Annotated in this window: 12 protein-coding genes and 1 pseudogene; 8 read left to right on the top strand and 5 right to left on the bottom strand. The window is 48.9% G+C overall.

Annotation, left to right across the window (positions count from 1 at the left end; genetic code table 11):
- Positions 1 to 697: pseudogene (locus V6C93_RS10025) on the top strand (WD40 repeat domain-containing protein); the annotation flags it as partial.
- A gap of 155 nt (positions 698 to 852) precedes the next feature.
- On the opposite strand, the gene V6C93_RS10020 reads toward V6C93_RS10025, so the two are convergent.
- Entirely contained in the window at positions 853 to 1455 is a 603-nt protein-coding gene (locus V6C93_RS10020) for a Uma2 family endonuclease (protein ID WP_333476515.1), read from the bottom strand.
- A gap of 220 nt (positions 1456 to 1675) precedes the next feature.
- Between V6C93_RS10020 and V6C93_RS10015 the strand changes: the two genes are divergently transcribed.
- From V6C93_RS10015 to V6C93_RS10005, 3 genes are all read left to right on the top strand, one after another.
- Complete coding sequence (locus tag V6C93_RS10015) at positions 1676 to 5221, top strand: AAA-like domain-containing protein (protein WP_333476514.1); 3546 nt, start codon at positions 1676 to 1678, stop codon at positions 5219 to 5221.
- Positions 5222 to 5278: 57 nt separating this feature from the next.
- Complete coding sequence (locus V6C93_RS10010) at positions 5279 to 8911, top strand: AAA-like domain-containing protein (RefSeq protein ID WP_333476513.1); 3633 nt, start codon at positions 5279 to 5281, stop codon at positions 8909 to 8911.
- Positions 8912 to 9105: 194 nt separating this feature from the next.
- Positions 9106 to 10143, top strand: a complete 1038-nt coding sequence (locus V6C93_RS10005) for a calcium-binding protein (protein ID WP_333476512.1) — start codon at positions 9106 to 9108, stop codon at positions 10141 to 10143.
- Positions 10144 to 10370: 227 nt separating this feature from the next.
- On the opposite strand, the gene V6C93_RS10000 is transcribed toward V6C93_RS10005, so the two are convergent.
- Positions 10371 to 12023, bottom strand: coding sequence for a Ppx/GppA phosphatase family protein (locus V6C93_RS10000; RefSeq protein WP_333476511.1), 1653 nt, complete (start codon positions 12021 to 12023; stop codon positions 10371 to 10373).
- 139 nt (positions 12024 to 12162) lie between these two features.
- Here V6C93_RS10000 and V6C93_RS09995 point away from each other — a divergent pair, with 139 nt between their 5' ends.
- Positions 12163 to 13044, top strand: a complete 882-nt coding sequence (locus V6C93_RS09995; RefSeq protein ID WP_333476510.1) for a 4-hydroxybenzoate solanesyltransferase — start codon at positions 12163 to 12165, stop codon at positions 13042 to 13044.
- A 99-nt stretch (positions 13045 to 13143) separates the two neighbouring features.
- Here V6C93_RS09995 and V6C93_RS09990 read toward each other — a convergent pair whose 3' ends face one another.
- From V6C93_RS09990 to V6C93_RS09980, 3 genes are all read right to left on the bottom strand, one after another.
- Positions 13144 to 13461 (bottom strand): DMT family transporter, encoded by a 318-nt coding sequence (locus V6C93_RS09990; protein WP_333476509.1) that lies wholly within the window; start codon positions 13459 to 13461, stop codon positions 13144 to 13146.
- 246 nt (positions 13462 to 13707) lie between these two features.
- The gene (locus V6C93_RS09985; protein WP_333476508.1) at positions 13708 to 15258 is read right to left on the bottom strand and encodes an aspartate aminotransferase family protein; all 1551 of its coding nucleotides are present in this window, start codon (positions 15256 to 15258) and stop codon (positions 13708 to 13710) included.
- Complete coding sequence (locus tag V6C93_RS09980) at positions 15252 to 16658, bottom strand: aspartate aminotransferase family protein (protein ID WP_333476507.1); 1407 nt, start codon at positions 16656 to 16658, stop codon at positions 15252 to 15254. Before V6C93_RS09980 ends, V6C93_RS09985 begins: the two co-directional genes overlap by 7 nt.
- Before the next feature lie 412 nt (positions 16659 to 17070).
- Here V6C93_RS09980 and V6C93_RS09975 point away from each other — a divergent pair, with 412 nt between their 5' ends.
- From V6C93_RS09975 to V6C93_RS09965, 3 genes are all read left to right on the top strand, one after another.
- Positions 17071 to 17577, top strand: coding sequence for a TIGR00725 family protein (locus tag V6C93_RS09975; protein WP_333476506.1), 507 nt, complete (start codon positions 17071 to 17073; stop codon positions 17575 to 17577).
- A 259-nt stretch (positions 17578 to 17836) separates the two neighbouring features.
- Positions 17837 to 18436, top strand: a complete 600-nt coding sequence (locus V6C93_RS09970) for a superoxide dismutase (RefSeq protein WP_333476505.1) — start codon at positions 17837 to 17839, stop codon at positions 18434 to 18436.
- 104 nt (positions 18437 to 18540) lie between these two features.
- Complete coding sequence (locus V6C93_RS09965) at positions 18541 to 18747, top strand: hypothetical protein (protein WP_349262669.1); 207 nt, start codon at positions 18541 to 18543, stop codon at positions 18745 to 18747.
- Positions 18748 to 18944 lie beyond the last annotated feature (197 nt).

Below are 18944 nucleotides of genomic sequence, written 5' to 3'. Positions count from 1 at the left end.
CTCCGCAAGCTTAGACGGCACGGTGAAACTCTGGCAGCCAGACGGCGCGTTAGTGCGAACTCTGAAGCTAGATGGCAGCGCCTTCTGGGATGTAGCCTTTAGCCCTGATGGAAAAGCTCTAGCCGCCGTCAGTAGCAGCGGCGCGATCGCGATTTGGAAGCTTGATGGCACTTTGTTGCAGACGATTGATGCCCATCAGGCTATGACTGTGGGGGTCAGTTTCAGTCCCGATGGCAAGATGCTCGCCTCAGCCAGTACAGATAGCACCGTCAAACTCTGGAAATTAGATCTCTCATCGACTCTTATTGACACCTCGGTTCCTCACAAAGCACAGCTCCTGCAAACGCTTAAAGGTCACGCACAGGGAGTGTCGAGAGTTTCCTTTAGCCCGGATGGTGAAATTATCGCTACGGCAAGTATGGATAACACGGTGAAACTCTGGAACTCTGACGGCATCTTGCTGACGACGCTCACGGGGCATACAGGTGTAGTGACAGGAGTTTCCTTCAGTCCCGACGGCACTTTCCTTGTCTCCACCAGCCACGACCAAACGGCGATTTTGTGGAATGTGAAGCGCATTCTCAATACAGACCCCCTGGTATTTGCTTGCGACTGGGTGCGGGATTATTTGCGAACCAATGCCGACGTGAAGGAAGAGGACAGACATCTGTGTGATGGAGTCGGCAATAACTCTTGAAGCTTTTAAACCTATAAATAATAGACCTCTTGCTCTCATTCGATTTTCGCCCCCCTAGCCCCCCAATTTTGGGGGGAACATGAATTCAAAGTCCCCCAGGATTGGGGGATTTAGGGGGCTTTTCAGGATTTATGCAAGAGGTCTAATGATATCAATCACCAGATTTTTGCCATCCGCAAGACAAATCCTGGTAACTCTGGATCGCCGCTTACTGTTTCGGGATTATCCAAGATTTCTGGTTCTTGATTGGGACGGTAGATGTAGACGTTTCGGTTCTTGCGGTCAATCAACAATCCCAGTGAGGCACCGTTATCAATATATTCCTGCATCTTGTTTTGCAATCCACTGAGAGTATCGCTAGAAGACCGTAATTCAATCACAAAGTCTGGACAAATCGGAGCAAATGAGGATTTTTGTTCTTCAGTTAAAGCATTCCAGCGCTCTAGTTTAATCCACGAGGCGTCGGGAGAGCGAGTTGCTCCATTCGGTAGAGTAAAGCCTGCACTGGAGTCAAACGTTTCACCTGTGCCATCTCGATCTGCCCAGTTCGCAAGTTGTTGAGCAATTTTAATGTTTCGATTCCCTGTATCTGAAAAAGCAGGTGGCATGATGATAACTTCCCCACTGGCAGTACGCTCAATTCTCAAATCGCGATTGGCTAGACAGAACTCGTAGAATTGTTCAACACTCATCGACTTGATAGCAGGGAGATTGACTGTCAGTGGGACGCTCATGGTTTGAATTAGCAGCGTCGTCATTGTTTTTCCTCAGTTGGTGTAGGCGTTCAGTAGTGACTCCAATACCCTGAGCTTATCCGCTCCTAGTACAAGAAGGCAAAAGGCAGAAGGCAAGAGGCAGAAGGTAAGAAAGTTTGTACAGTAAGCTTTTTAACCTTTTTCAACTGGATGGTTATTTCTGCCGCACTGCCCTAGTTTTAGCGATTACGATCGTACACTATGTAAAAAATCTCTTGTTTTCATGCTCACCGCCCAAAGCCCATCCTATGAATATCAAGTGGGTGGGAGTCTACCACTGGATGCCCCCAGTTATGTCAGGCGTCAAGCTGATGAAGAGCTATACCAGGCACTTCTGAGGAGTGAGTTTTGCTATGTCCTTAATTCCCGGCAGATGGGGAAATCCTCGCTATGGGTGCAAACCCTGCACCGTTTGCAAGCTGAAGGCATTTACTGCGGAGTTATAGATCTCACAGCCATTGGCACTCAAGAGGTGACGCCTGAACAATGGTATGCCTCAGTTGTGGGTTCTCTCACTAGCAGTTTCCAGCTTGACTTTAATTTACGAGCTTGGTGGCGCGATCGCACCCACTTATCCTTAGTCAGTCGCTTAAGCGAATTTCTCGAAACTGTTTTACTCGTTGAAATTCAGCAAAATGTCGTAATTTTTATTGATGAAATCGATAGCCTCCTGGGCTTAGACTTCCCAATTGACGATTTTTTTGCTCTCATCAGAGCTTGCTACAACAAACGCGCTCAAAAGTCAATGTATAAACGGCTGACGTTTGCACTTTTGGGGGTAGCGACACCGCCGGATTTAATTTCAGACAAAAATCGTACACCCTTTAATATCGGACGGGCAATTGAGCTGAAGGGATTTTTGTTACACGAAGCCATGCCCCTGATGCCGGGATTACAAGAGATTGCCAGTCAACCCGAAGCCTTGTTAGCTGAAATTTTGTACTGGACAGGGGGACAACCTTTTCTCACACAAAAGTTGTGTCAGCTTATCCTGATGGCAACAAATTCCGTGAGGACAATTCCTGCTGGGGAGGAGGCGCGGTGGCTGGAACAGTTGGTGCAAGGGCGCATTATCAACAACTGGGAAACGCAAGATGAGCCAGAGCATTTGAGGACAATACGCGATCGCATTTTGAGAAACGAGCAACGCGCTGGCAGATTGCTGGGAATTTATCAGCAAATCTTACAACACGAGAAAGTGGCAACCGATGACTCGTCAGAACACATGGAACTTCTGCTGTCGGGTTTGGTAGAGAAACAGCAGGGTTTCCTGAAGGTGAAAAACCCCATTTATCAGAAGGTATTCGATTGTTTATGGGTAGAAGAACAATTAACTGCTCTGCGTCCCTACTCTCAAGCCTTCGATGCGTGGATAGCTTCCCAAAGGCAGGATACTTCGCGCCTTCTGAGGGGACAAGCCCTGAGAGATGCCCAAACCTGGGCGCAAGGGAAAAGTTTGAGCGATTGGGATTATCAATTTTTAGCCGCTTCTCAAGACTTGGATAGGCTGGAAGTGCAGCAAACGCTGGAAGCGGCGAGGCTAACAGAAGTGGAAGCAAGACTGGCAGAGGAACGCAAGCGGTTAGTTTTGGAGCGAGAGACGGCGAAGCGACAGCGAAAATTTATTGGGGCATTGAGTGGGTTATTAATTGTGGCGATCGCATCCACCATTTTCGCCCTCTGGCAATATCACCACGCCGCACAGAGCGAAATTCAAGCCCTCACCTCCTCATCCGCAGGGCAATTCGCCTCCCAACAGCGATTAGACGCCCTCGTAACGGCCATCAAAGCCAGACGCCGGCTCGACAGCCTCCCTAATTCCAGCCCCGAGTTGCAATCTCAAGTTCAGCAAGTGCTGCAACAAGCCATCTACGGAACGGCAGAATTCAATCGCCTGTCGGGGCATTCCAGCCCGGTTCTGGGCATTGATGCCAGCCCTGACGGTCAGCTCATCGCCACCGGCGGCAGTGACCGAACAGTCAAGCTCTGGCAGCGGGACGGTACGCTGCTGCACGCGCTGCAACACCCGGCTGCTGTCTTCGCGCTCAAATTCAGCCCCGACAGCCAGCGCCTGGTCACGTCCAGTGTCAGCGGCAGCATTTATCTGTGGGATCGGGACGGCAAGCAGCTGAAAACCTTTCAGGCACACAGCGCTGCCATATGGGACATTGCCGTCAGTCCTGACGGCGATATCATTGCCTCCGCCAGCGAAGACGGCACTGTTCGCCTGTGGGACCTCGATGGCAAACCCCTCAAAACCCTGAGCGGACATCAAGGTGGGGTTTGGAGCGTTGCCTTCAGCCCGGATGGCAAACTGCTCGCCTCTAGCAGCGCCGACACTACGGTCAAGATTTGGACCCAGGGCGGCAAACTGGTGAGAACTCTGGAAGGACATACCGCTATCGTTTGGGACGTTAAGTTCGCCTCCCTCGCAGACAGTGACGGCACAAAACGTCCCGCTATTCTCTCTGCCAGCGCTGGCAGTGTTAAACTTTGGCAACCCGACGGAACGCTGCTGAGAACTCTCACAGGTCACAGTGCGGAAGTGCTTAAAATTGCCGTCAGCGATTCAGGGGATGTCATTGCTTCCGCTAGCGCCGACGGAACCATCAAGCTCTGGAAGCCAAACGGGACGCTGTTGAAAACCCTCAAAGGGCATCAATCTGGACTTCGCGGCGTCACCTTTATTCCCAAAACTCAAATTGTTGTCTCTGCCAGCGACGACAATACCGCCCGACTCTGGACCCCGACAAACCCGTTCTCGAAAGTCCTGTACGGACATAGCGGCAGCATTTGGAATGTGGGCTTCAGCCCGGACGGGAGAATGCTCGCTTCAACCAGTTCGGATCGCAGCTTCAAAGTGTGGGCGCGAGACGGTACATTGCTGAAGTCTTTTGCGCGATACAAGGCTGGCGTTGAATCCGTTGCTTTCCTCTCGGGGGCGAACTTTGCCAGCTCTGCGAACGCGCCGGTATTCGCTGCCGCCGGTGCAGATAAAACGATTAAGCTCTGGCAGTTTGACGGGACGCTGCTGAAAACCATAACAGGACATGAGGCGAACGTTTGGAATGTCTCCGCCAGTCCCGACAATCGGCTCCTCGCTTCTGCCAGCGACGACAAAACCGTGAGACTGTGGGAGCTAGACGGCACTTTGCTGAAAACGTTCAAAGGCCATGAGGCTAGGGTTTACGATGTGGACTTTACCCCCGACGGAAAGAGGCTGGTTTCCGGCAGTGAAGATGGCACAGTTCGGTTGTGGAGTTTGGACGGTCGCTTTTCCAAAACTTTGAAAGGTCATGGCAGTGGGGTTTGGGAAGTGGCTGTCAGTCGGGACGGTCGCACTTTGGCAAGTGCTAGCATGGATGACACCATTAAACTCTGGACGAGCGATGGGGCGCTGCTCAAAACCCTCAAGGGAAATACTAGAGGCTTGATGGGGGTTGATTTCAGTCCGGACGGTCAAATGCTGGTGGGGGGAGGCGCATCTGGCGAAGTGAAACTCTGGAAAATTGACGGCACAGAAATAACGGCGCTAACCGGACATGAGGGGAATGTTTGGGCGGTGGCGTTTAGCCCCGACGGCAAACAGATTGCTTCTGTTGGAGACGATCGCACAATCATTTTGTGGGATGTGGAGCGAATTCTCAAATTAGATGAACTCGGTTATGCTTGCGATCGCATCCGGGATTATCTGCGGACTAATGTTGAAGTGAAGGAGGAGGACAGACATCTGTGCGATCGAGTCAAAACTCAAAAAGCACGAGAATAATTAAAAACTTTCCTTTCCCCTGTCCCCTTTTCCCCTTCCCCTTGCTCCTTTCCCCCAATGCTCACCGCCCAAAGTCCATCCTATGAATATCAAGTGGGTGGGAGTCTACCACTGGATGCCCCCAGTTATGTCAGGCGTCAAGCTGATGAAGATTTATTCCAAGCGCTGTTAAGAAGTGAGTTTTGCTACGTCCTCAACTCCCGGCAGATGGGGAAATCCTCGCTGTGGGTACAGACGATGCACCGCTTACAAGGTGAAGGCGTTTGTTGTGGAGTCATTGATATAACAGGCATTGGTACTCAAGAGGTAACGCCAGAACAGTGGTATGCCTCTGTTGTCGCCTCTCTAGTCAGCAGCTTCCAGCTTGACTTTAATATACGAGCTTGGTGGCGCGATCGCACCCACTTATCCCTAGTCAGCCGCCTGAGTGAATTTATCGAAACCGTTTTGCTGGTAGAAATTCAGCAAAATGTCGTAATTTTTATTGATGAAATCGATAGTCTCCTCAGCTTAGATTTCCCGATTGACGATTTCTTTGCTTTCATCCGAGCCGAATATAACAAACGCGCTCAAAAGTCAACCTATAAACGCGTCACCTTTGCCCTGTTAGGGGTAGCCACACCGCCGGATTTGATTGCTGACAAAAATCGCACGCCGTTTAATATCGGACGGGCAATTGAACTCAAGGGATTTGAGTTAGACGAAGCCATGCCCCTCCTGGGTGGATTAAAGGAGATTGCCAGTCAACCAGAAGCCTTGTTAGCTGGAATTTTGTACTGGACAGAGGGACAGCCGTTTTTGACACAAAAGCTTTGTCGGTTAGTGGTTGAGGCGGGAAAACAGGGAAACATTCCCAATCCAAAATCTAAAATCCAAAATCGAAAATTCATCGAGCAGTTGGTGCGAGAGCGCATTATCGACAACTGGGAAACTCAAGATGAGCCAGAGCATTTGAGGACGATACGCGATCGCATTTTGAGCAATTCCCAACGTACTGCTAGATTACTCGGCATCTATCAACAAATCTTGCAACAGGGAGAGGTTACAACCGATGACTCGCGAGAGCAAATGGAACTGCTCCTGTCGGGTTTGGTGGAGAAACAGCAGGGTTTTCTGAAAGTGAAAAACCCGATTTATCAGAACGTATTCGATTGTTCATGGGTAGAAGAACAATTAGCGTTTCTACGCCCCTACTCTCAAGCCTTCGATGCTTGGATAGCTTCAAAACAGCAGGATGCTTCGCGCCTTCTCAGGGGACAAGCTCTCGCAGATGCCCAAACCTGGGCGCAAGGGAAAAGTTTGAGCGATTTGGACTATCAATTTTTAGCCGCTTCTCAAGAATTAGACAGGCTGGAAGTGCAGCAAACGCTAGAAGCAGAGAAGCTCAAAGCAGTAGAAGCCCAACTCGCAGAACAACACAAGCGACTAGTTTTAGAGCGAGAGACGGCAAAGCGACAGCGAAGGTTTATTGGGGCATTGAGTGGGTTATTAATCGTTGCGATCGCATCCGGTGCGATCGCCCTCTGGCAATATCATCGCGCCGTCACGAGCGAACAACGAACCCGCATCAGCGAAATTCAAGCCCTCACCTCCTCATCCGCAGGGCAATTCGCCTCTCAACAGCGATTAGACGCCCTCGTGACTGCTATCCAAGCAAGACGCAGGCTTGATAATCTCACTTATTCCAGCCCCCAGGTGCAATCTCAAGTTCAACGCGTGCTGCAACAAGCCATCTACGGAACGGCAGAATTCAATCGCCTGTCAGGGCATTCCAGCCAGGTTCTGACAGTTGATGCCAGCCCAGACGGTCAACTTATCGCCACAGGCAGCAGCGACCGAACGGTCAAGCTTTGGAAACCCAATGGTACGCTGCTGCAAACGTTGCAACACACTGCTACTGTCTTCGCGCTCCGTTTCAGTCCCGACAGCCAGCGACTGGTGACATCCAGTGTAGACGGCAGCATTTATTTGTGGAGTCGGGAAGGCAAGCTTCTCAAAACCTTTCAGGGACACAGCGCTGCGATATGGGCGATCGCCTTGAGTCCTGACGGTCAGCGCATTGCCTCTGCCAGCGAAGATAGGACCATTCGTCTGTGGAGCGTTGATGGCAAACTGAGCGAGACTCTGACAGGACATCAAGGCGGGGTTTGGGGTGTTGCCTTTAGTCCGGATGGAAACCTGATCGCCTCTGGCAGCGCGGACGGTACGGTCAAGGTTTGGACTAACAAAGGCGAATTGGTGAGAACCCTGAAAGGGCACAGCTCTGCCATTTGGGACGTTGAGTTCGCCCTAGTTGCCGACAATAGCGGCACAAAACGTCCTACCATCGTCTCTGCCAGCGCTGACAACACTGTCAAACTCTGGCAACTCGACGGATGGGCAGGCACGGGGGCACAGCCCCTACTTACTCTTAGCGGTCACACTTCGGAAGTGTTTGAAGTCGCTGTCAGCACAGCAGGCGATGTCATTGCTTCCGCCAGCGCCGACCAAACCATCAACCTCTGGAAGCCGGACGGGACGCTTTTGAAAGTCCTCAAAGGGCATCAATCGGGAATTCGCGGCGTAACCTTTATTCCCAACAGTCAAATTGTTGTTTCCGCCAGCGATGACAATACCGCCCGACTCTGGAATCCGATCAACCCCTTCTCAAAAATTCTTCACGGACATCGTGGCACGATTTGGGATGTGGATTTCAGCCCTGACGGCCAGATGCTAGCTTCTGCTGGTGCGGATTGGAGCTTCAAACTATGGGCGCGAGACGGCACGTTGCTGAAGTCTTTTGCCGGATACAAGGCTGCCATTCGCTCCGTTGCTTTCCTCTCTGGGGCGAGCTTGGCCAACAGAGCGAACGGGCCGATCCTTGCTGCCTCCAGCGGAGATAAAACGATTAAATTCTGGCAGTTCGATGGAACGCTGCTGAAAACCATAACAGGACATAAGGCAGGCGTTTGGGATATCTCCGCAAGTCCAAACGGTCAGCTACTGGCTTCTGCCAGCGACGATAAAACCGTGAAACTGTGGAATAAAGACGGCACGTTCCTAAAAACGTTCCAAGGACATCGGGCTAGGGTTTATGATGTGGACTTTACCCCAGACGGAAAGAAGCTGGTTTCCGCCAGTGAAGATGGCACAGCTCGGTTGTGGAGCTTGGACGGTCGGTTTTCCAAGACTTTGCAAGGTCATGGCAGTGGGGTTTGGGAAGTTGCTATCAGTCCAGATGGTCGCACTTTGGCAACCGCGAGTATGGATGACACGATTAAACTCTGGACGAGTGATGGCACGTTGCTCAAAACTCTAAAGGGAAATACTAGAGGCATGATGGCAGTTGATTTCAGTCCAGACGGTCAAATGCTGGTAGCAGGAGGCTCAAGTGGCGCACTCAAACTCTGGAAGACAGACGGAACAGAAATAACCGCACTAACCGGACATGAGGGGAATGTTTGGGCGGTGGCGTTTAGTCCCGATGGTAAACAGATCGCCTCTGCTGGGGACGATCGCACAATCATTTTGTGGGATGTGGAGCGCATTCTCCAACTCGATGAACTCGCTTATGCTTGCGATCTGCGCTTCGCAGCAGCGCTTCGCGATCGCGTGCGGGATTATCTGAGGACGAATGCCGAAGTGAAGACAGAGGATAGACATCTGTGCGATCAAGTTAAAACCCACAGCACTACCTCATCCCAGAAATGAATTTGAACAACAGTGAGGCATGGAGCCCATGTGCAACCAATCTTTAATTGGTTAAGGCGAGACTTTCACAACTCATGTATGCGTGTTGGGTGCATAAACAGCAAATCCCATTCGTACAAGTTGGTAAGGAGTTAAACGGACAGAACCCAACTTCTTCTACACAACCAACACGTCTATAAGGAGTAACGAACGCGATGGCAATATACAACGGCACCAATGGTAATGATTTTCTCCTCGGCAGCTTTGGCGATGACCAACTGTATGGTGGAGCTGGTGATGATACCCTTGATGGTAGCTGGGGCAAAGACACCCTTGATGGTGGGGACGGCATTGATACTGCCACCTACGCTTTTTACGATCGCGGCATCAACGTCGATTTAACAACCGGCGTACTTGGTTTCCCAGATTATCCGGGCTACTTTGAAACGCTAAGCAACATCGAAAATTTGATTGGTAGCCAGGGCAACGATACCCTCTTCGGCAACGCTGTCAACAATGTTCTCAGTGGTGGACAGGGTAATGATTTGATCGGTGGTGGCTTAGGTAACGATGAGCTTTATGGGGATGCAGGCAATGATAGCCTGTACGGCGGTGAAGGCGACGACTCACTTAGGGGAGGGGATGGAGATGACCTTCTCTTTGGAGATGATATTCCCTTTGCTCAAGGTCAGGGCAATGACACGATGTTTGGAGGGTCTGGCAATGACATCATGGTGGGGTGGGGTGGCAATGATGTCATGGAGGGGGACAATGGCGATGATACCCTCTACGGTGAGAATGGCAATGACATGGTATTGGGTGGCAATGGTAGGGATCTGGTGTCTGGTGGAGCCGGGAACGACATTTTGTTTGGCGGCAACAACGATGATATTCTCAACGGCTACGGCGGTTCTCTATGGGGCAGCCCTTCAGTCTTTGAAAACGATTTGTTAATCGCTGGCGGTGGAGCTGATACCTTTGTACTCGGCGAAGACACGGGAGCGGACATAATAGGTGTTGGACGGATCACACTCACTTACTATCTGGGAGACAGCTACGCCGTCATTGCAGATTTCAATGCCAGTGAGGGAGACAAGATTCAACTCGCAGGCAGCATGGGTGACTATTCATTCAGATCTACTAATGTTCCAGGTGCCTCATCCCCGAACATTGGCATCTTCAAGGATGATGACTTAATTGCGGCAGTTAACAACGTGACCAGTCTTTCTGATTCCAGCTTTGTCTTTGTGTAGCTTGCTTCCCCGTAAGGGTGCGTGTAGCGTGTAGCAGGACTCTCATTCAATCCCACCTTTTTTAAGCGTCGGATGAGCTTATAGCACTTCTCAGTTGCGTGTACTACAAGGTAGGGGCACGACATGTCGCGCCCCTACAGGGTTTCTATATTCCATCCAAATGAGAACCGCTATAATTTAGCTGTTGTTTTAACCCTGTAATCAGAATTATTTTGGCTTCTTTAGCGTTAACCGACTGTCACGGGTACCGATTCTAAAGTTGCTACTAATTTAACGCAAAATTCCTCTTCAAAAACACCTTTTTTGTAATTCAAACTCCAGAGTTCCAATACGCAATCATCGTCTGGTTTAGCAGGAAACAGATGCAGATTGAGTTCTTTTTCATTCGGGCGATAGTCGCATTGTACTTTTGCGATCGCACCAATTTGGCGGCGGTCAAGCGCAACTGCCAAGCGTAACAAAGCACTGAGCTGACACACGAGTTGCCGATGCTTTTTACTCGATAAGTTGCTAAAGCTTTCGTGCTTTTTCTTAGGGGTATTCCCACGGTGGTAGCGAGCGAGATTGGCAATAATTTCTATTTCCGCTTCCACAAAACCCAGAAGTTCGGCGTGGCGAATCAGGTAATAAGAGTGCTTATGATGAGCCGAATGATTCACATATAATCCACAGTTGTGCAAAATTGCCGCTGCCCAAAGCATTTCTCGTTCTTCACAATCCCAGTGGTGAAGATGGCCTTTGGTTTGATTAAACAAACTCAGAGCCAAGTTGGCAACTCGCTGGCTATATTCCGAATTGACCTGATATTTTTGGGAAATTTTCAAAACGCTGCGTTCGCGCACTGAGCCCTGGTAGCGCAGGCGGTCTTCAATCAATCCGTGGGTGAGCATCCAGTCAACAATCACCCCTTCCCGGAGTGCCCGTTCACCAATCATCAAGCACTCAACCCCCAGCATTGTCATCGCTTCTACTAAAATTAGGGCACCCGCAACAATGATTTCTGATCGTCGATCTGACATCCCTGGGATTGCCCCCCGTTCGGCGCAACTCATGGAAGCTAAGCGCTTGACCATCTCTTTGAGGTCTTTGCGGCTGATTTGGTAGCCATTGAGGGTATTCGGCACCGTTCCTAGCTTTTCTCTAGCGTGCATGGTCGCTAGCGTCTCAATGGTGCCAGAGGTTCCTACTAAACGAAGCTCTTCGCCCGGTTGCAGGTGAGCCAGTAACTCCTCAACGGGTCGCTCTAACATGCCCCGAATATAGGCTTGCAAGTATGGAAGCTCGCTGTGACTGATGGGGTCGGTGGTGATGAACTCAGCCGTGAGGCGAACGGCTCCTATTTTCGTGCTGCTGAGGTAGCGGGGTTCCTGACTATCCCCCAGAATCAATTCCGTAGAACCGCCACCAATATCAATAATGGCGTGGGGCTGGTTATTAAATTCCATCCCCGACAAAACACCCAGGTAAATCCGCCGCGCTTCTTCTTGACCTGAAATGAGGTTGACAAATAACCCTAATTCTGATTCGATTTGCTTCAAAAAGGTTCGTCCATTGGGTGCCTCGCGCATAGCACTCGTGGCAACGGCAACAATTTGTTCGGCATTGCAGCTTTTTGCCAGTTCCTGGCAACGTTGCAATGCAGCCAGAGATCGTCCCATTGCTTCGGGTGTCAACTCCCCTGTCTTGGGATCGCGATCGCCTAGCCGTACCGTCTCTTTTTCTCTGGCGATAATTGTAAACGACGGTAGCACTGGGTCAATCTGCACAACGACCATGTGAATCGAATTTGTACCAATGTCGATCGCTGCCAGAATGCGGTCTTGCTCAGTCTTAGGGGTGGAAACAGTAATAGAATTTTCTTTCGTTAACGAATCAACCATGCCCGTATCTTCCAGGTAACAACGCTAGTCCAGCCTCTAAGGGATAACAATCATTGGTAAACACAATTAAGTAAATAGGCACTATATCCTAGATACAAATTCCCTTAGCACAACGAGTCAACCATCCTGAATTTATTCCATGCTGACCCAACCCCAACAAAACCCCGTGCCAGTCTGGCTTACGATTCTTCGACTTCTGCGGTGGGATAAGCCGGCAGGACGCCTGATCTTGATGGTACCTGCACTATGGGCCGTCTTTCTAGCCGCTAATGGCATACCCCCTCTACCTTTAGTCGGCGTGATTATCCTCGGAACCTTAGCCACCAGTGGTGCTGGTTGTGTGATTAATGATTTGTGGGATCGAGATATTGACCCTCAAGTTGAACGAACCCGCGATCGCCCCCTTGCCTCTCGCGCCCTTTCTATTCAAGTCGGCATTGTTGTTGCCTTAGTGGCAATGGCCTGTGCTGGTGTACTCGCTCTGTATCTCAATTCTTACACCTTCTGGCTTTGCGTCGCCGCTGTGCCTGTCATCATCTTTTACCCATCCGCCAAGCGAGTGTTCCCCATTCCTCAGTTAGTCCTTTCCATCGCTTGGGGATTTGGCGTCCTGATCAGTTGGAGTGCGGTAACCGCTAACCTGGAACCCGCGACTTGGCTGCTATGGGGAGCTACGGTACTTTGGACATTAGGCTTTGATACCGTTTATGCCATGTCCGATCGCGAAGATGATCAGCGGATTGGCATTAACTCTAGCGCTATCTTTTTTGGAGATTATGCCGCTGAGGCTGTTGGTGTTTTCTTTATTGGTACCGCTGGCTTACTCGCCCGGTTAGGTGTCGTGATGCAGTTGCACCTCGGTTTTTGGCTGGGATTGGGAATTGCGATCGCACTTTGGGCTTGGCAATATACCCGACTGCGCCAGAAAGACCTTCCTAGACCGGTTTATGGTGAGATTTTCCGCCAGAATGTCTGGATTGGTTTTATTATTCTCGCTGGGATGATTGTAGGAGCCATGTAGTATTCATTGTTTGAAAACCATAGCGGTTCTTAATCAAATGGAAGACACATTCTAGGTAGGGGCACGGCAATGCCGTGTCCTTACTATATTCTATGCGAACTAATTATTACTAGTTCGCAAAAATATTATCCCAACCACAATTAAACTGACCCCTAACAGTTTCAATAAAGAATAATGTTCTTTAAAAATGAAAATGCCAAACAGTAAAGCTAAAACCGCCTCAAGACCCAGTACCAAAATGTAAGTGACTCCTAATTCAGACTTATGCATAGCTAGGGTTTGCAGGCTAGCTCCTGTACAAAAGAAGACATAAACGAGCAAACTGGGTGTTAAAAAGGATAGCCCTTGTGAAAGCTTCATGAAAATCCCACCCACTGTAAAGAAAACAGCAGCAGCCAGAACCATCAGTAAATACATAAGCAAATTCCTCAAGGCGTTAAAAGTTATTGCTCTCCCGTAGTTATGATGGAAAGCTCGATCTGATGGGCGAACCTATGGTCAAATACTACAGGTGAGGAAACAAGAGTCCGGACAGTTTAGGGGGCAGCCTTAATGTTTATTCTTTGTTAAAGCTTGTAACCCAAATTCTCTCGTTATCCAGATCAAAACTGTCCGAAGTCTGGAACGAAAGGAGAGCGAAAATTGTAGCCTCTGATAAGGCCGTTAATAAACTTCTTCCAATTCCTCCCCCAACTGCTTAATCCGGTTCAAAAGAGTTTGAATATCGGTTATCGTCGTGCGCGGATTGAGCAGAGTAAATTTCAGATAAGTAGAGTTAGCAATTTGGGTTTGACCAATGACCGCTGCACCCTGTTGCAGCAGAGAGAGCCGGATTTGGTTATTGATTTTATTAGCCCAAGTAATCGGCTCAACTTTCGGAGGAATTTGTTGGGGGCAGTAGCGAAAGACGAGTGAGTTAATAGTTGGGTAATTGGCTAATTCCAGAGCTGACTCGGCGGCAATCAATTTAGCTGTAGCACCCGCTAATTCAATCGTGGTGTCAATCATGTCTGCAAATGCCTGACGACCCAACGCTTGCAACGACATAAACAGCTTTAGTCCGTCAAAACGGCGTGTAGTTTGTACAGATTTGGTGACTAAATCTAGAAAGCCGAAATCTTCGTTAGTCTCTGGGTTTAGATACTCCGCATGAAGTTTAATCAAGTCAAAGTTAGAGCGGTCTTTCAACAAAAAAGCGCCACAACTAATTGGCTGATAAAATAATTTATGAAAATCGACGACAAGCGAATCTGCCGCTTCAATTCCTGCTAGTTTATGCTGATGGCGATCGCTTAATATTAAAGCCCCTCCATAGGCTGCATCGACGTGCAGCCACAGTCCATGTCTCTTGGCGCAAGCTGCTAATTCGGGTAAGGGGTCAATACTCCCAAAATCGGTCGTTCCTACTGTAGCCGCAATTGCGATCGGCAGCAGCTCTTGCTGCTTCAGTTCTGCGAGTTTGCGTTCCAAGGCAACCGGACACAATCGGTAATCAGCATCTGTCTCTACAGTGACAACAGCCTGTTCTCCTAACCCTAAAAGCGCAGCCGATTGACGAATAGTGAAATGAGAGACATCAGAACAAAGAATCCTAAAGCGATTGGCTTCTTTGGGCAGCCCCAGCTTTTGAATCGACCAGTTTAAGCGATCGCGGGCGAAAGCGTCACGGGCTAGCAGCAGCCCCATAAAATTGGATTGGGTGCCACCACTGGTAAAAATTCCGTCAGCTGTTGCATCGTACCCAAATAAGCAACACAGCCAGTCTACTATCTCTTGCTCTAGTAACGTAGCAGCAGGGCTTTGATCCCAAGAGTCCATTGATTGATTAGTGGCGCTAATCAACACTTCTGCTGCCAGTGCTGGGATTAGGGGAGGGCAGTGTAAGTGTGCAATACAGGTCGGATGAGAAACAACAACGGAGTTTTGCAGAATCGCTTCACCGACCTGAATCAGTATTTTTGGGAATTTTTCTCCAGTTTCTGGACATATGTCGAATTCTGTCAATTTAGTTGCTAATTCAGCTGGACTGACACCGCTATAAGGCTGATTTTGTGAGGCAAAGTATTTAATGAGAACCTCTATAGCGGCGGACATTGCTGCTGAATAAGCTCTTAAGCTATCCGCAGAATTTCCTAAAAAGAAAGTTTCAAATCGGTTTTGTTTTGAAGTCGCCTGGCTATCAGGTTTAGCACGCTGGAATTTTTGATTTAACATCCGCACACCTCACCCAAATCCAAACCCGCCAATTTAGCTTCAGCGGCCTTGACAGCCGCTTGGAAAATTTCGCAAATGCTATCGATTTGTTCTGCGGTCACAATCAGAGGAGGTAAGAAACGTATCACGCTACTATCACGACCTCCCAACTCCAAAATTAGCCCTCGACGCATACACTCTGCTTGAATTTGACGAGCCATCAGTGGATGTCGTGGGTAACAGCCTCGCGCATTTGCCTTACCCTGGGGATTAACGAGTTCCACCCCAACCATCAATCCTGGGCCTCGTACATCACCCATACAACTCGTCTGGGATTGAATCTGCCGCAAGTGACTGGTTAGGCGATCGCCCAATTCTACGGCGCGATCGGCTAGTCGATGTTCTAAGGTATAGCGTAAAACAGCAATTCCCGCTGCCATTGCTAATTGATTGCCCCGAAATGTGCCCGCGTGAGCACCGGGTTTCCACTGGTCAAGTTTTTGGTCATACACCACTACTGATAAAGGCAAACTCCCACCGATCGCTTTTGATAAGAGCAACACATCTGGAATAATTCCGCTATGCTCAAACGCATAGAGTTTTCCAGTACGACCAAAACCGGTCTGAATCTCATCCACAATTAAGGGAATATTTTGCTCGTAGGTAATGCGACGAATCTCCCTAACCCACTCATCGGGGGCAGGAATTACACCTCCTTCTCCCTGAACAATTTCCAGAATCATCCCTGCTGGTGGGACAATACCACTCTCAGGGTCTGTCAGAATGGATTCGATATAGTAGCTGCTGGTACGATGCCCCATCTCACCGCCTAGATTAAAAGGGCAACGGTACTCATAGGGATAAGGCAGGAAATGAACATCCGGCATCAAACCGGCCACAGCTACTTTCGCATCGAGATTGCCCGTTAAACTAAGAGCGCCATTGGTCATGCCATGATAACTACCGTGAAAGGACAGCATACTGCGCCGTCCCGTTGCGGTTTTGACCAGTTTAATGGCAGCTTCAGTTGCGTCTGCACCGGTTGGTCCACAAAACTGAATCCGTGCATTTCGAGCAAATTCAGGTGGCAAACTCGCAAATAATTCTTCAACAAATTCGTCTTTAATCGGTGTTGTCAGGTCAAGTGTATGTAAAGGAAGATTACTATCTAAAGCTGCACGAATGGCTTCAATTACAATCGGATGATTATGTCCTAGGGACAACGTTCCAGCCCCAGCTAAACAGTCGAAGTACAAATTTCCATCTACATCTTTGACGTAAATTCCGTTAGCTTCGCGAATGGTAATAGGAATGCGCCGTGGATAAGTTCGAGCATTGGACTCTCTGGTTTGCTGGCGTTCTAGATATTGATTCGAGACTTTACCCGGCAGAGTAATTTCTTGTGGCGAAAAATTATTCATGAGAGAAAAGATGGGCGATGAATTGTGGCCTGCGTTAGCTTCGGTTTTGATTGATGTCTCGCCTGAATCGAGCAGACCATTTTGCTGGTTGCTCTAGGAAGACAGTCCAACCTACTAAACTTGGCTCATCGGTATTTCCCACGCCGTCCTCATCTCTATCGTTTCACTGGGTACAGCAAATTTCTGCATTTTCTGTGGATGCGGTTGCATTGAATAGGGTGGACATGGAATTTCTTGCAGTAGATGCAACCTACAGATGCAGCTTTAGATATTTGACTTTTCGTTTAATAAATGAATATAGCAGTTAATATAACTCTTAGTGAACGCTTCTTGCCAACCCCTTGATTAAAGCAGACTTAAGTGAGCTGAATTACGCCTTTACTTAGCATATTGCCCTGATTCGATTTGACTCATGAGAAAAATTGTCATTGGAGTGATGGGGCCAGGTTCTGGAGCCTCAGAGACTGATAAAAAAAATGCTTATCAGCTGGGTACTCTAATTGCTCAAGAAGGATGGGTACTACTGACGGGGGGCAGAAATGCTGGAGTTATGGATGCCGCAAGCCGTGGTGCTAAAGCTGCTAAGGGTCTAACTGTTGGTATCTTGCCTAATTCTGGCGATCGCGGCCTCTCGGAGGCTGTTGATATTGCCATTATTACGGGCATGGGCAGCGCTCGAAATAATATCAACGTCCTCTCCAGCGATGTGGTGATTGCTTGTGGTATGGGTGCTGGTACAGCCTCTGAAGTCGCACTTGCTTTAAAGGCCAGTAAGGCTGTCATTTTATTGACTAGCGATCAACAAAGTCAACTCTTTTTTAACAGCCTCTCGGATAATAATATTTTCCTAGCGACGAGTCCAGAAGCGGCGATCGCATTCGTTAAAGAAACCTTAACCAATCGTTGCCCAACTGAGTAATATTTGGGTGAGTTAGATTAACTTGATTGCCCAAAGTGTGCTTGGCGACTCTTAGCACAAAACTCTTCAATCAGTCTACTACATTTGGATATATAAAGGCTACAATTGAGAGCCAGACAATTTTTGAGCTACAATGATATTGTTAAATTTTATGGCTTTAGCTATAGAAAATTTAAGCTGATTATCGAGAAGTTTGCAATGTTTCTAGCTCCTCGATTCGCTTTAAGCTAGAAGGCAGTTTTGAGAGGATTGAACCGAAATGGGATACGAACTTCCCCCCTTACCATACGCTTACGATGCGCTAGACCCTTACATCAGCGCCAAGACGTTTGAGTTCCATCACGACAAGCATCATGCGGCTTACGTGACCAATTACAACAACCTCATCAAGGACACGGATCTAGCCGATAAGTCGATTGAGGAAGTGATCAAGGCAACCTACAATGACTCATCCAAGGGTGGCATCTTCAACAATGCTGCACAGGCGTGGAACCATACGTTCTTCTGGAATGGCATGAAGCCTGGTGGTGGCGGTGCCCCAACCGGTGCGATCGCACAGAAGATCGATTCTGACTTAGGTGGCTACGATAAGTTCAAAGAAGAGTTTAAGAAAGCGGCTGCCACCCAGTTCGGCAGTGGCTGGGCGTGGCTCGTACTCGATAATGGTACGCTCAAAATCACCAACTCTCCCAATGCGGTAAACCCGATCGCACTCGGACAAACTCCTTTACTGACTCTGGATGTTTGGGAACACGCTTACTACCTGGATTACCAAAACAAGCGTCCTGACTTCATCGATACTTTCATTAACAACCTGATTAACTGGGACTTCGTTAACGAGAATCTAGCTGCCGCTTAAGGACGGTTAACGGAAGTGAGAAACTAAGCGATCGCCTCCAGGACACGGCTAAGCGCACTGTCTTAGGGAGCGATCGCTCTGCAAAACAAGCATTAAGTATGCTCATGGATAGCCAGGATTTAGCACAATACATCGAAAGCACAGACAGTATTTCCAAGCCTTGGCTGCTTGTGCAACTACGCTTGAAAAAACTCCAAGAACAACGAGCCACACTGTCGCCAGAGGCTTATGCTCAGGGTCTAGCGGATATTCACGCCGATATGATGAAATTGGGTGAATGGTGGCGTGGGATTGAAGACGAAGTTTTTTGAGGGAGTTGACAGGCAGACTCTAGCGATCGCATTACCTGAGCTGTAGAGGCATTACACTCAGGGATGTTTTTTATTCACTATTCACTGTTCACTGGTCACTGGTCACTGTTCACTGCTCACTGCTCACCGACCAAGATTTTTCCTTCCGCCGAATCGTTCTAGAAGGCTTCAGTTCAGGGTACGATGAAGTCGCAACC

This window comes from Allocoleopsis sp. (assembly GCF_036703385.1).
Lineage (GTDB): Bacteria > Cyanobacteriota > Cyanobacteriia > Cyanobacteriales > Coleofasciculaceae > Allocoleopsis.
The sequence above is the reverse complement of the archived record's forward strand: the minus strand, read 5'-3'. Positions and strand labels throughout refer to the sequence as shown.